The sequence below is a fragment of the Rhodococcus opacus B4 genome, from assembly GCF_000010805.1.
In the GTDB taxonomy this organism is placed as follows: Bacteria; Actinomycetota; Actinomycetes; order Mycobacteriales; family Mycobacteriaceae; genus Rhodococcus_F; species Rhodococcus_F opacus_C.
In genome coordinates this window covers 6529493-6543365 of the sequence record NC_012522.1, presented here as the reverse complement: position 1 = coordinate 6543365, position 13873 = coordinate 6529493, and the positions used below count along the sequence as shown (strand labels likewise).

The 13873-nt window shown below is 67.9% G+C and carries 14 protein-coding genes; all 14 read right to left on the bottom strand.

Translation table 11 applies throughout. The features are described 5' to 3' along the window. Positions 1 to 14: 14 nt before the first annotated feature. Positions 15 to 314, bottom strand: coding sequence for an NADH-quinone oxidoreductase subunit NuoK (gene nuoK, locus ROP_RS29700; RefSeq protein WP_005239116.1), 300 nt, complete (start codon positions 312 to 314; stop codon positions 15 to 17). Further along, on the bottom strand, positions 311 to 1120 hold the full coding sequence (locus ROP_RS29695; protein ID WP_043826882.1) for an NADH-quinone oxidoreductase subunit J: 810 nt from the start codon (positions 1118 to 1120) through the stop codon (positions 311 to 313). Before ROP_RS29695 ends, nuoK begins: the two co-directional genes overlap by 4 nt. 5 nt (positions 1121 to 1125) lie before the next feature. Further along, positions 1126 to 1692: an NADH-quinone oxidoreductase subunit NuoI gene (gene nuoI / locus ROP_RS29690; protein ID WP_015889717.1), complete on the bottom strand. Its 567-nt coding sequence runs from the start codon at positions 1690 to 1692 to the stop codon at positions 1126 to 1128. Then, positions 1685 to 3037 (bottom strand): NADH-quinone oxidoreductase subunit NuoH, encoded by a 1353-nt coding sequence (gene nuoH, locus ROP_RS29685; protein WP_015889716.1) that lies wholly within the window; start codon positions 3035 to 3037, stop codon positions 1685 to 1687. The genes nuoI and nuoH overlap by 8 nt, the downstream gene beginning before the upstream one ends. Continuing rightward, the gene (locus tag ROP_RS29680; protein ID WP_015889715.1) at positions 3034 to 5463 is read right to left on the bottom strand and encodes an NADH-quinone oxidoreductase subunit G; all 2430 of its coding nucleotides are present in this window, start codon (positions 5461 to 5463) and stop codon (positions 3034 to 3036) included. The genes nuoH and ROP_RS29680 overlap by 4 nt, the downstream gene beginning before the upstream one ends. Then, positions 5460 to 6758, bottom strand: a complete 1299-nt coding sequence (gene nuoF, locus ROP_RS29675) for an NADH-quinone oxidoreductase subunit NuoF (RefSeq protein ID WP_015889714.1) — start codon at positions 6756 to 6758, stop codon at positions 5460 to 5462. Before nuoF ends, ROP_RS29680 begins: the two co-directional genes overlap by 4 nt. A 1-nt stretch (position 6759) precedes the next feature. After that, a complete protein-coding gene (gene nuoE, locus ROP_RS29670; RefSeq protein ID WP_015889713.1) occupies positions 6760 to 7683 on the bottom strand; it encodes an NADH-quinone oxidoreductase subunit NuoE in 924 nt (307 codons plus the stop codon). Then, positions 7680 to 8996 (bottom strand): NADH dehydrogenase (quinone) subunit D, encoded by a 1317-nt coding sequence (gene nuoD / locus ROP_RS29665; protein ID WP_015889712.1) that lies wholly within the window; start codon positions 8994 to 8996, stop codon positions 7680 to 7682. Before nuoD ends, nuoE begins: the two co-directional genes overlap by 4 nt. Beyond that, entirely contained in the window at positions 8996 to 9715 is a 720-nt protein-coding gene (locus tag ROP_RS29660) for an NADH-quinone oxidoreductase subunit C (RefSeq protein WP_015889711.1), read from the bottom strand. Before ROP_RS29660 ends, nuoD begins: the two co-directional genes overlap by 1 nt. Positions 9716 to 9886: 171 nt before the next feature. Beyond that, positions 9887 to 10441, bottom strand: a complete 555-nt coding sequence (locus ROP_RS29655) for a NuoB/complex I 20 kDa subunit family protein (RefSeq protein WP_015889710.1) — start codon at positions 10439 to 10441, stop codon at positions 9887 to 9889. A 49-nt stretch (positions 10442 to 10490) separates the two neighbouring features. Beyond that, entirely contained in the window at positions 10491 to 10850 is a 360-nt protein-coding gene (locus ROP_RS29650) for an NADH-quinone oxidoreductase subunit A (protein WP_015889709.1), read from the bottom strand. A gap of 217 nt (positions 10851 to 11067) precedes the next feature. Further along, the gene (locus ROP_RS29645; protein WP_015889708.1) at positions 11068 to 11490 is read right to left on the bottom strand and encodes an Rv3143 family two-component system response regulator; all 423 of its coding nucleotides are present in this window, start codon (positions 11488 to 11490) and stop codon (positions 11068 to 11070) included. A gap of 108 nt (positions 11491 to 11598) precedes the next feature. Further along, a complete protein-coding gene (locus ROP_RS29640; RefSeq protein WP_015889707.1) occupies positions 11599 to 12807 on the bottom strand; it encodes a serine hydrolase domain-containing protein in 1209 nt (402 codons plus the stop codon). A gap of 166 nt (positions 12808 to 12973) precedes the next feature. After that, on the bottom strand, positions 12974 to 13873 hold the full coding sequence (locus tag ROP_RS29635; RefSeq protein WP_005253670.1) for a restriction endonuclease: 900 nt from the start codon (positions 13871 to 13873) through the stop codon (positions 12974 to 12976).

The window sequence follows — 13873 nt, the reverse complement described above, 5'->3', positions numbered from 1 at the left end:
TCATCGGGGACCCGTCAGTTCTTGAGGAGGTTGGCGTCGTCGACGGAAGCCGAACGGCGGGAACGGAAGATGGTCATGATGATCGCCAGACCGACGACGACCTCGGCGGCCGCGACGACCATCGTGAAGAACGCGAAGACCTGCCCGTCGAGGTTGCCGTGCATCCGGGCGAACGTCACGAACGCCAGATTCGACGCGTTGAGCATCAGCTCGATGCACATGAACACGATGATCGCGTTGCGGCGGATCAGCACCCCGGCGGCACCGATCGTGAACAGCAGCGCCGACAGGTAGAGGTAGTTCTCCGGGTTCATCGCCCACCCCCGTCTTCGGTCGCGGCGGGTTCGGGGGCCGCGACGTCCGCGTTGCCCAGCGCCCGGGCGGGCATGCTCGGCCGCCGGTCGAGCGACCGGCTGACGGACAGGTCCGAGAACGTGCCGTCGGGCAGCAACGCGGGGATGTCGACGGCGTTGTGCCGTGCGTAGACCCCGGGGCTGGGTAGCGGTGTGACCCGGGCACCCTCGCGGACCCGGTCCTGCGACAGCTCGCGCTGGTCCTTGCGCCGCTCGAAACGTTCCCGGTGGGCGAGCACCATCGCGCCGATGGTCGCGGTGATCAGCAGGGCACCGGTCAGTTCGAAGGCCCACACGTACCGGACGAAGACGAGTTCGGCGAGCCCCTGGACGTTGCCCCCCGCGTTGGCCTGGTCGAGACCGGTGAACGCGGAGACGGACGCACGCCCGAAGCCGCCGATCAGCAGAAGACCGAATCCCAGCCCCGCCGCGATCGCGGCCACCCGCTGACCGCGCAGGTTTTCGACGAGGGATTCGGAAGAATCGACGCCGATCAGCATGAGCACGAACAGGAACAGCATCATGACCGCGCCCGTGTAGACCACGATCTGCACGACGCCGAGAAAGGGTGCGCCCTGGGCGATGTAGAACACGGCCAGGATGATCATGGTCGTGGCGAGGAAGATCGCCGAGTAGACGGCTTTCGTTGCGCTGACCACTCCGAGCGCGCCGATCACCGCCACCGTCGCGAGGACCCAGAACTGCACGCCCTCGCCGGTCGAGGTCTGGGTGAAGGGTTCCGCGACCAGCTGGACGGTGGACGGCATCGTGTTCACGGCCTGTCCCCCGCCGTGTCGTCGGCCTCGGGTTCGTCCTGCGACGCGGGCGCCGCTCCCCCGGTCACCGTGCCGCGGTAGTAGTCCTCGGCCGTGGTGCCCGGGGCCATGGGGTGCGGCGAATCGACCATGCCGGACTCGAGCGGTGCCAGCAGCCGGTCCTTCTCGTAGATCAGGCCGGCCCGGTTGTCGTCGGCCATCTCGTATTCGTTGGTCATGGTCAGCGCCCGTGTCGGGCACGCCTCGATGCACAGACCGCATCCGATGCAGCGCAGGTAGTTGATCTGGTACACCCGGCCGTACCGCTCACCGGGCGAGTAGCGTTCCTCGTCGGTGTTGTCTGCGCCCTCGACGAAGATGGCGTCGGCGGGGCACGCCCAGGCGCACAGTTCGCACCCGATGCACTTCTCCAGGCCGTCCGCGTACCGGTTGAGCTGATGCCTGCCGTGATAGCGGGGCGCCGTCGGCGTCTTCTCCTCCGGGTAGAACTCGGTGTTCGCTTTCTTGAACATCGTGGAGAAGGTCACGCCGAATCCCGCTATGGGGCCGAGGAATTTAGTCATCGCTGTTCTCCTGAGTCGATCCGGTGGAGTGCGCGCTGGTGACGGAGACGGGCGTGCGCCGGAACGCGGGCAGCGTCTGACCCGGCATCGGCGGAACCGGATATCCACCGGCCATGGGGTCGAACGGTTCGAGTGTCTCCGGGGACGGTTCGGTGCGGTCGTGCGGCTCGGCCGGTTTCTCGGGTGCGCGAACGCGGCCCGGACGCAGGCGCTTCCACAGCAGCGCCACCACGACGAGGGCCACGACGATGCCCGCGACGACGAGGGTGATCGTCCGGCCGTCGTAGCCCTCGTTGCGGAAGGCACGGACGGTGGCGACGACCATGACCCACACGAGCGAGATCGGGATCAGGATCTTCCAGCCGAGACCCATGAACTGGTCGTACCGCAGCCTGGGCAGCGTGGCGCGCAACCAGACGAACACGAACAGGAAAGCCCAGACCTTCAGCGTGAACCACAGCACCGGCCACCAACCGGAGTTCGCGCCGTCCCACAGGCTGAGTGGGAACGGCGCGTGCCAGCCGCCGAGGAACAGGGTGGTGGCGAGCGCCGAGACGGTCACCATGTTCACGTACTCGGCGAGCATGAACATCGCGAAGCTCAGCGAGGAGTACTCGGTGTGGAACCCGCCGACCAGTTCGCCTTCGGCCTCGGGCAGGTCGAACGGCGCCCGGTTGGTCTCGCCCACCATGGAGGTGACGTAGATGAGGAACGACGGCAGCAGCAGGAAGACGTACCAGGTGTGTTCCTGGGACGCGACGATGCCCGACGTGGACATCGTTCCGGCGTCCAGGAAGACGGCCGCGAACGACAACGCCATCGCGATCTCGTACGAGATCACCTGCGCCGTCGAGCGCAGACCACCCAGCAACGGGTACGTGGACCCGGACGCCCAGCCGGCGAGCACGATGCCGTAGACGCCGATCGACGTGGCCGCGAGGACGTAGAGCACCGCCACCGGCAGGTCCGTCAGCTGCAACGGCGTGTAGTGCCCGAAGATCGACACCGCCGGCCCGAACGGGATCACCGCGAACGCCATGAACGCGGGCACCGCGGCGATGATCGGCGCGAGGATGTAGATCGGCTTGTCCACACCCTTCGGGACGATCCCCTCCTTCAGGGCGAGCTTGATGCCGTCGGCGAGACTCTGCAGCATGCCCCGCGGGCCGACCCGGTTCGGGCCGACGCGCATCTGCATCCAGGCCATCACCTTGCGTTCGGCCAGGATCGTCAGAAGCGGGGTGAGGACGAGGAACACGAAGACGGCCAGCGCCTTGCCGAGCACCAGCCACCACGGGTCGTGCCCGAACAGTGCCGGGTCGGGGTAGACGGCCGCGATCGTCACAGCGCACCTCCCGGCCCGACCCCGTTGGCGCCTGCGGCGCGGCGAACGTTGACGACGGTCCCCGCCCCGGCGGCCAGTTGCCGGTAGACCGCGGAGCCGGGCGAGTTGAGCGGCAGCCACACCACCCGATCCGGCATGTCGGTGATCGCCAACGGCAGCGTGACGGCCCCTCGGTCCGTCGTGACGGTGACCGGATCTCCGTCACCGGCACCCGTCTCGGCGGCCGACGCCGCGGACATCCGCACGACCGGGGTGCGCGCCGTCCCCGCCAAGTGCGGTTCGCCGTCCTGCAAGCGCCCCGAGTCGAGCAGCATCCGCCAGGTGGCGAGCACCGCCTCCCCCGCCCCGGGTTCCCGCCGCGGTGACTGCGGGACGTCGGGGGGATCCGGGAAGTCACCGTCCCAGGCGCCGAGCCGCTCGAGTTCCCGCCGTGCCGCCGTCGCGTCGGGGAGACCGAGGGGGACACCCATTTCGCCGGCGATCGCGTGCAGCACCCGCTGATCGGGCATCGCCCCGGTGCCGCGGAGGGCGGCGTCGAAATCCCGGGCGCGCCCCTCCCAGTCGAGGAAGGTGCCCGGCTTCTCCATGACCGGTGCGATGGGGAACACCACGTCCGCCGCTCGGTCGGTGATCGCACTGTGGCGCAGTTCCAGACTCACGACGAACCCGGCCGCCTCGATTGCTGCCGTCGCGGCCTGCGGGTCGGGAAGGTCGTCGACCTCCACCCCGCCGATCAGCAGCGCCCCCAGCGTCCCGGACTCGGCCGCGGCGAGGATCCCCGCGGTGTCGCGGCCTGCGGTGTCCGGCAGATCCGCGACGTTCCACACCGACGCGACCTGTCGTCGGGCCTCGGGATCACCCACCGGCCTGCCACCCGGGAGCAGTCCGGGCAGCGCGCCCGCCTCGAGTGCGCCGCGTTCACCGGCCCGCCTCGGCACCCAGGCCAGCCGGGCCCCGGTGGCGTCGGCCAGCCGGACCGCGGCGGACAACGCCCCCGACACCGCGGCGAGCCGCTCCCCCACCACGACGACCGCACCCGGTCGGCCGAGCAATTCCGTGACCCCCGCATCCAACTCGCCCGTGCGCAGTGCGTCGAGGACCTCCGGCTCCGCGTTCGGCGCGGCCCGTAGCAGTCTGCCGGACACCTTCTCCAGGCCGCGGGACGTGAACGGGGCGATCGAATACACCGGGACGGCCTTCGTGCGCGCCGCCTTGCGCAGCCGCAGGAACACGATCGGCGACTCCTCCTCCGGCTCGAACCCGGCGAGGAGGACGACCGGCGCGGCGTCGAGATCGTCGTACGTGACCGCGAGCCGCTGCCCCGCCACCCGGACTGCCAGGAAGTCGGCTTCCTCCCCGGAGTGTGCGCGACTGCGGAAGTCGATGTCGTTGGTGCCGAGCGCCGTTCGTGCGAACTTCGCGTAGGCGTAGGCGTCCTCCCATGTGGACCGGCCGCCGACGAGAACACCCGCCCTGCCCCGCGCCGCGGTCAGTCCCCGCGCCGCGACGGCAAGCGCCTCCGACCAGGACGCAGGCGCCAGCGTGCCGTCGTCGCCGCGGACCAGAGGGGTGGTGATCCGGTCGCGCTCGGTGGCGTAGGCGAACGACCACCGCCCCTTGTCGCAGTTCCATTCCTCGTTGACCTCGGGATCGTCGCCCGCAAGCCGCCGCAACACCGTGCCCCGCCGATGATCGGTGCGCTGGGCGCAGCCGCTCGCACAGTGCTCGCACACACTGGGACTGGAGATCAGATCGAACGGGCGGGCCCGGAACCGGTACGCGGTGCCCGTCAGCGCACCCACCGGGCAGATCTGGACGGTGTTGCCGGAGAAATACGACTCGAACGGTTCCTTCGCGTAGATCCCGACCTGCTGCAGCGCACCCCGCTCCATCAGTTCCACGAACGGGTCCCCCGCAACCTGCTGGGAGAACCGGGTACACCGCGCGCACAGCACACACCGCTCACGGTCCAGGAGGACCTCCGTGGACAGCGGAATCGGCTTGGGGAACGTGCGTTTGATCTCCCCGAAGCGCGACTCCGCGCGCCCGTTGGACATCGCCTGATTCTGCAGCGGGCACTCGCCGCCCTTGTCGCACACCGGACAATCCAGGGGATGGTTGATCAGCAACAATTCCATCACCCCCTTCTGCGCCTTGTCCGCCACCGGCGACGTCAGCTGCGTGTGCACCACCATGCCGTCGGTGACCGTCGTGGTGCACGACGCGAGCGGCTTCCGCTGCCCCTCCACATCCACGAGACACTGACGGCACGCGCCCACCGGGTCCAGCAGCGGATGATCACAGAACCGCGGGATCTGGATACCGATCATCTCCGCCGCACGAATCACCAACGTGCCCTTGGGAACACTCACCTCCACCCCGTCGATAGTGACGGTGATTGTTGTCTCAGGGCTCGCGGGCATCATGCGTGCACCCCCGCCATCAGGGTGGACTGGTGCGGGTCGAACGGGCAGCCGCCCTGCTCGAAGTGCGCGAGGTACTCGTCGCGGAAGTACTTGACGGAGGACATGATCGGGCTCGCCGCACCGTCACCGAGAGCGCAGAACGACTTGCCGAGGATGTTGTCCGCGATGTCGAGCAACTTCTGCAGATCCGCATCGGTCCCCTCCCCCCGCTCGAGCCGCTCCAGGATCTGCACCAGCCAATAGGTGCCCTCCCGGCAGGGCGTGCATTTACCGCACGACTCGTGCGCGTAGAACTCCGTCCAGCGGAGCACGGCGCGCACCACGCACGTGGTCTCGTCGAAGATCTGGAGGGCCTTGGTGCCCAGCATCGACCCGGCGGCGCCGACACCCTCGTAGTCGAGGGCGACGTCGAGATGCTCGTCGGTGAAGATCGGCGTCGACGAACCGCCCGGCGTCCAGAACTTCAACCGGTGCCCCGCGCGGACTCCGCCCGCGTAGCCGAGCAACTCCCGCAACGTGATTCCGAGCGGGGCCTCGTACTGTCCGGGTGTGGTCACGTGCCCGGACAGGGAGTAGAGGGTGAACCCGGGCGACTTCTCGCTGCCCATCGACCGGAACCACTCGATGCCGTTCACGATGATCGGTGGGACGCTCGCGATCGACTCGACGTTGTTGACGACGGTCGGCGACGCGTAGAGGCCGGCCACGGCGGGGAACGGCGGACGCAGCCTGGGCTGGCCGCGGCGCCCCTCCAGGGAGTCGAGCAGCGCCGTCTCCTCCCCGCAGATGTACGCCCCGGCACCCGCATGGACCACCAACTCGAGGTCGAACCCGGTGCCCAGGATGTCCTTGCCGAGGTAGCCCGCCGCGTACGCCTCCGCGACCGCGGCCTGCAGCCGGCGCAGCACCGGCACCACCTCGCCGCGCACGTAGATGAAGGCATGCCCGGCGCGGATCGCGTACGCCGCGATGATCACGCCCTCCACGAGCGCGTGCGGCGTGGCGAGCAGGAGCGGCATGTCCTTGCAGGTGCCCGGTTCGGACTCGTCCGCGTTGACCACGAGGTAGTGCGGCTTGTCGTCGCCCTGCGGGATGAACGACCACTTCATGCCGGTCGGGAACCCGGCACCGCCGCGGCCGCGCAATCCGGCCTCCTTGACCGTCGAGATCACCTCGTCCGGCTCCATACGCAGCGCCTTCTGCAGGCCCTCGTACCCGTCGTGGCGGCGGTACGTGTCGAGGGTCCAGGATTCGGGCTCGTCCCAGTAGCGGCTCAGGACCGGGGTCAGCGGCATGTCAGTCTCCCTTCCGTCCAGGATCGGTGGCGGCCGGGTTCGTTTCGGAGGTGGACCGGTCCGGAGGCACCGACGCCGACGGGGCAGGCGCCGGCTCGTCCTTCGTGGACTCCGCCGCCACCGCCTCGGTGTCCCGCGACTGCGGCTCCGGGACGAGGGACGTCTCCGCCGGATCCGGCGCCGTCATGCCCCGTTCCCGCGCAACGCGCAGGCCGGCCAGTGTGGCGTCGCCGGCGGTGCCGCCGCCCTCCAGCGCACCGGGACGCTCGTCGGGGAACCCGGCGAGAATGCGGGCGGTCTCCCGGAACGTGCACAAAGTCGCGCCCCGGCTGGGCGACACCCGATCCCCCGACCGCAGCGCATCGACGAGCGAGCGGGCCGACTCCGGGTTCTGATTGTCGAAGAACTCCCAGTTCACCATCACCACGGGGGCGTAATCGCACGCCGCGTTGCACTCGATGTGCTCCAGCGTCACCTTGCCGTCCGCGGTCGTGCCACCGTGCGGCAGATCGAGATGCGCCTCCAGCGCGGCGAGGATCGCGTCGCCGCCCATGACCGCGCACAACGTGTTGGTGCACACCCCGACGTAGTAGTCGCCGGTCGGATCGCGCCGGTACATCGAATAGAACGTCGCGACCGCGGCAACCTCGGCGCCCGTCAACCCGAGCCGGCCGGCGCAGAATTCGACCCCCGCCGGCGTGATGCACCCGTCCTCCGCCTGAACGAGATGCAGCAGCGGCAGCAGCGCGGAGCGTGAATTCGGGTAACGCGCGACGACGACATCGGCGTCGGCGTCGAGCCGCGCCCGGACCGCCGGCGGATGCTCCTCCCGCGCACCCGGCCGCACCAGCCGACCGCGCTCCTCCGGCCTCGGCCCGAACTCGATGAAAATGGGTGGTTGCGCCGGTGCGGCTCGCTCGGTCATCGATCCACTCCCCCCATGACGGGATCGATGCTCGCGACCGCAGCAATCACATCCGCCACCATGCCGCCCTCACACGTGGCCGCCACCGACTGCAGATTCGTGAACGACGGATCCCGGAAATGCACCCGGTACGGGCGCGTGCCGCCGTCGCTCACCATGTGCACCCCGAGCTCGCCCCGCGGCGACTCCACCGCCACATACACCTGACCCGGCGGCACCCGGAAACCCTCCGTCACCAACTTGAAGTGATGGATCAGCGACTCCATCGACGAATCCATGATCTCGCGGACATGACCCGGCGAATTACCGAGACCGTCCGGCCCCAACGTCAGATCCGCAGGCCACGCGATCTTCTTGTCCTCCGCCATGATCGGGCCCGGCCGCAACTTGTCGAGACACTGCTCGACGATCTTCAGCGACTCCTTCATCTCGTCGACCCGGATCAGGTAGCGGCCGTACGCGTCGCACCCGGTGTCGGTGCTGACCTCGAACTCGTAATTCTCGTACCCGCAATACGGCTGCGACTTCCGCAGGTCGTGCGGCAGGCCCGTCGCCCGCAGCATCGGACCGGTGATCCCCAGCGCCATGCACCCGGTCAGGTCGAGATACCCGATGCCCTCGGTGCGGCCCTTCCAGATGCGATTCTCGTTCAGCAGATTCTCCATGTCCCGCAACCGCTCCGGCAGCACCGTCAGCAACTCGCGAACCTTCGCCACCGCCCCCTCCGGCAGATCCTGAGACAACCCACCCGGCCGGATATACGCATGGTTCATGCGCAACCCGGTAATGAACTCGAACACATCCAGGACCAACTCACGTTCCCGGAAACCGAACAGCATCGCCGTCACCGCACCCAGCTCCATCCCACCCGTGGCCAACGCCACCAGATGCGAGGAAATGCGATTCAGTTCCATCAACATCACCCGGATCACACTCGCCCGGTCCGGCACCTGCTCCGTGATGTCGAGCAACTTCTCCACACCCAGGCAATACGCCGTCTCGTTGAAGAACGGCGACAGATAATCCATCCGCGTCACGAACGTCACGCCCTGCGTCCAGTTGCGGTACTCCAGATTCTTCTCGATCCCCGTATGCAGATAACCGATACCGCACCGGGCCTCCGTGACCGTTTCACCCTCGATCTCCAAGATGAGCCGCAACACCCCGTGCGTCGACGGATGCTGAGGACCCATGTTCACGACGATGCGCTCCTCACCGCTCGCCGAACCCGCATCGTCCGACGCTGCCTTCACCGCATCGACAACCTCGTCCCAGTCCTGACCGGCGACGGTGAAAACCGTGTCCTCGCTCATCAGTTGTACCCCCGCCGCTCGTCGGGCGGCGCGATCTCCGCGCCCTTGTACTCGACGGGAATACCGCCGAGCGGATAGTCCTTCCGCTGCGGATGACCCGGCCAGTCATCCGGCATCTCGATCCGCGTCAACGACGGATGACCGTCGAACACGATCCCGAAGAAGTCGTACGTCTCCCGCTCGTGCCAATCATTCGTCGGATACACGTCATACAACGACGGGATATGCGGATCCACGTCCGGCACCGCCACCTCCAGACGGATCCGCCGATTGTGCGTAATCGACAACAACGGATACACCGCATGCAACTCCCGCCCGGCCTCCTGCGGGAAATGCACACCGTTCACACCCAGACACATCTCGAACCGCAGATCCGGCTCATCCCGCAACGCACGCGCCACCACCGGCAGAAACTCCCGCCGCACACCGAACGTCACCTCACCGCGAAACACCACCACCGACTCCACCGCATCCTCGAAACCCACCCCCGACTCCGCCAGCGCTGCCCCCAGCCCATCCGCCACCTCGTCGAAATAACCCCCATACGGCCGCGGCGTATTCCCCGGCAACAACACCGGACGCACCAACCGCCCATACCCCGACGTGTCACCACTACCCCGCACCCCGAACAGACCCTTGCGGACTGCTACAACATGGCTCGCTTCGCTCGCGGGCGCCGGGGCTTGATCGTGCCCTCTTCCTGTGTTTGTCTGGCTCACTTCGCTCGCGGGCGTCTGGGCCTTGTCGTGCGCTCTTCCCTCGTCACTCACTCGCTACGCTCCCTCGTTCCTCAGTCCAGACCGCACGGCCCAGACGCCGGATACTCGGCTCGCTTCGCTCCCTCGAACCCACCGCCCCGCACCGGCACCTCGGCACGGCCCAGACGCCGGTCACCGGAGCAGGCCCTTCATCTGGATGGTGGGGGTGGCGGCCAGCGCGGCCTGCTCCGCCGCCCGCGCCACCTCGTCCCGGTGAACGCCGAGCGGCATCTGCTGGATCTTCTCGTGCAGCGTGAGGATCGCGTTCAGCAGCATCTCGGGCCTCGGCGGGCACCCCGGCAGGTAGATGTCGACAGGCACGATGTGGTCGACACCCTGCACGATCGCGTAATTGTTGAACATCCCACCCGACGAAGCGCAGACGCCCATCGCCAGCACCCACTTCGGCTCCACCATCTGGTCGTAGATCTGCCGCAGCACCGGCGCCATCTTCTGACTCACCCGGCCGGCGACGATCATCAGATCGGCCTGCCGAGGGGACGCGCGGAACGCCTCCATGCCGAAGCGGGCGATGTCGAAGCGGCCGCCCGCGGTGGCCATCATCTCGATCGCGCAGCACGCGAGCCCGAAACTGGCCGGCCACAGCGAGCCCTTGCGGACGTAGCCCGCAAGCCCCTCGACCGTGGTCAGCAGGAAGCCGCTCGGCAGCTTCTCTTCGATGCCCATATCCGACTCTTCTCTTCCGACTTACCTTTTGGATCGCTGGCGGGACCGATCAGTCCCAGCTGAGACCGCCACGCCGCCACTCGTACGCGTAGGCGACGGAGACGTTGAAGATGAACAGGGCCATGGCCCCGAGACCGAAGAAGCCGAGAGCGTCGAAATGAACCGCCCACGGATAGAGGAACACGATCTCGATGTCGAAGATGATGAACAGCATGGCCGTCAGGTAGTACTTCACCGGGATGCGGCCCGCACCCAGCGGCGAGGACGTGGGCTCGATCCCGCACTCGTAGGCGTCGAGCTTGGCACGGTTGTAACGCCTCGGACCGACGATCCGCGCCACGATCACGGAGAACACCGCGAACGCGACCGCAATCGCCCCGAGCACGAGGATCGGCACATAGACATTCATGCCGTCTCAGCTCCCCTCTTCCCGAGCCTGGCCGCCCGAATCCCGGACGGTCGTTTCCGAAGCTACGCTCTTGTGAGTTATGCCACAGCGTACAAGGGAAGTCGTCGGGCCCGGCCGATTTGACCGTGTGAGTTCCGGGCGATCTGGAAATGCGGAAAACCGCTGCGGGACAGGCGCTCGATGCGCCGTCCGACGGCCGGAACGGGGTCAGGAGACCCTAAGCAGAGAGTCGGGTGCGGAGCAGCGCTATGACCGCTTCCGACAACCGGATCGGGTCGAGCGGATGCGGCACCGCGGCCTCGGCGCGCGACCAGCTGGCGAGCCAGGCGTCGTCAGGACGACCGGTCAGGACCAGGATCGGCGGGCACGCGTCGATCTCGTCCTTCAACTGCTTCGCGATCCCCATCCCGCCCGCGGGCACGGCCTCGCCGTCCAGGATTGCCAGGTCGATACCGCCGGCATCCATCTCCCGGATCACCACGGGCGCCGTCGCCACCTCGACGTACTCCAGCTCCGGAAGGTCGGGGTGCGGACGCTTCCCCAACGCCAGAACAACCTTCTGGCGGGTGTTCGCGTCGTCGCTGTAGACGAGGACACGCAACCGATCAGGACGGCTGGTGTGGGCGGTCGCGTCGGTCACGGACACGATGCTACCGGTCCTCCGCCTTCCAGACCGGCGGCTCGCGTCGATCGAAAAGCGGCGCGTCGAAATCGAATTGGTTCGGCCCGGCGTCCGCAGGCTGCCCGGCTACAGCTTCTCGGCGATGGCGAGCGCGGTGGAACCGAGCTTCGGCAGCCGGAGGTCCGCGATGGGGGTCAGCATGTTGCCGAGCCGGTTGGTGACGAAGGCGATCGACAGACCGGTATCGGCGTCGGCGAACGCACCCGACCCACCCAAGCCGTAGTGCCCGAAGGTATTCGACGGCTGCCTGCGGCGCGCGACCATTCCCGCGTGGTAGCCGAGCCGCCAGTTCATCGGTATACCCAGAACGTAATCGCGGGCAGTGGTCTGCACCTGACTCAGCTGGGTCACGACGTCCGGCGGGAGGAACTCGGCACCGCCGACGGTTCCGCCGTTCGCCAGCGCCGCGTACATCCGCGCCAGGGCGCGGGCACTGAACACGCCGTTCCACCCCGGCATCACGCTGTCGTGGATCGCGGGGTTGCGGACGAGGGCGTCGAACCCCGCGGGCATGCCGGCGTCGGCCACGTTGCGCAAACCGGGCAGCCGCGACATCGCGAACGACGTCGCTCCCCACGGAACACCGAACGGGTTGATGTGCGGAAAGGTCCTGGCGATCCGGTCGCGTTCGGGCAGCGGCACCTCGTACCAGAATTCCTTCACCCCGAGCGGCTCGGCGACCTCCGTCCGAACGAGGTCCGTGAACGGTGTTCCGGCCGCACGGGACGTCAGTTCGGCGACGAGCGAGCCGAACGTCACCGCGTGATAGCCGGGGACCTTCAGCCTGCGCTGGTCGGGGGTCGCGGCGGCCAGCGCGGTGCTGACCAGCGAATGGTCCATCAGGCTCAGCGGGCCGGGCACGAGTCCGCGGACCCGGTGCAGCCCGGCGCGGTGCGACAACAGCTCACGGACCGTGATCTCATCCTTGCCCTCGGCGGCGAACTCGGGCCAGTACCGCGCCACCGGCGCGTCGTAGTCGATGATCCCGCGACTGGCGAGTCGGTGCAGCACGGTGGACGCGACGCCCTTGCCGGTGGAGAACGTGAGGGTGACGGTGTCGGCCTGCCAGAAGGTGTCGCGGCTCGACCACCCCGCCCATACGTCGACGACGGGTTCGCCGTGGAGGTAGACGGCCAGCGCGCCGCCGCCCTGGCTGCTGTCGCGGAAGAGTCCGAAGAACTGGTCGACGAGCATCCCGAATCGCCGGTCCGCCGTCATTCCGGCGGGCGGCTGCGCCCCGTGGCCCTTCAACGGCCACGGCGTCGTGGTCGTCATAGCGACTTCCCTCGATCGTCTTTCACGTCGATGACATGTGCATTTAACTTCCTATTTACACAGGGGAAGACGCCGGTGGCACCGCTTCAGGGCCGGTGTGATCGCTTCGTGGCCATACCGCAACGGGAAAGAGTGTCCGGGCCCCGGGACGGTGACACGACGCTGATCATTTCGGCTCGAGGGAGTGGAAGTAATCGGACCTGACCTCGACGTCCTCGACGAGACGGGTGGTGGTCTGAACCCCGAGTGAATGCTCTTTCAGCAGGTCGCAGAGCCGGTCGCCGTCGATGAGGTCGATCGGCGGGGCACCGTCCCGCTTGGACTCCGTGCGGGCGTCGCCGGTGAAGGTTCCGGTCGTGATGAGCAGGCCCTTCTCGCCGCGACCCGCCATGGCGCCACGGAAATCGCGCACCGCCCCGGCCCCGACACTGCCGCTGTAGCGCTTGCACTGGAAGAACACGGGGAAGCTGAGCAGCGACAACTGGTACACGCCGAGCCCCTCGATGTCCCCGTCACCGCCCCGACCGGTGACGGATGCGCTCGAGAATCCGGCCTCCCGCAGCAACCGCTGGGTCAGCCGCTCGAACGCGGGCGGCGACATCTTCAGGACCGTGTCGAGCAGCAGATCCTTCCAGTCCGCGTCGTTCTCGGCCTCCGCGATGTTGGCGTCCGGTTCGTCGTTCCTCCGGGATGCGGCCTTCGCGGATTTGCGGGCGGCATTCTTCTTGCGGTTCTCGGCGGAGAATTCGGCGTGCAACGGGCGGATCTCACTCTCGGCCACCTCGCGGCCCTTCTCCGTCACGCTCCACACCCCGCGACGGCTGTTGGTGAGCAGACCCATCCCCTTGAGATAGGTGCGGGCCCACGCCAGCCGGTACTCGATCTCGGTGCTGGGACCGTCACCGTGCAGCACGCCCTGCACGTCCGACGAAAGACCTTCCCGCTCAACGACTGCGCTGTCGAGCTCCTCGTTGGACGCCGAACCACCGAGAGCAATGGCAGCCTGAAGCGCTGGCCAGAGGAGGTCGACGTACTGAGGAACGTGAACAGTCATGGCCACAAGCAT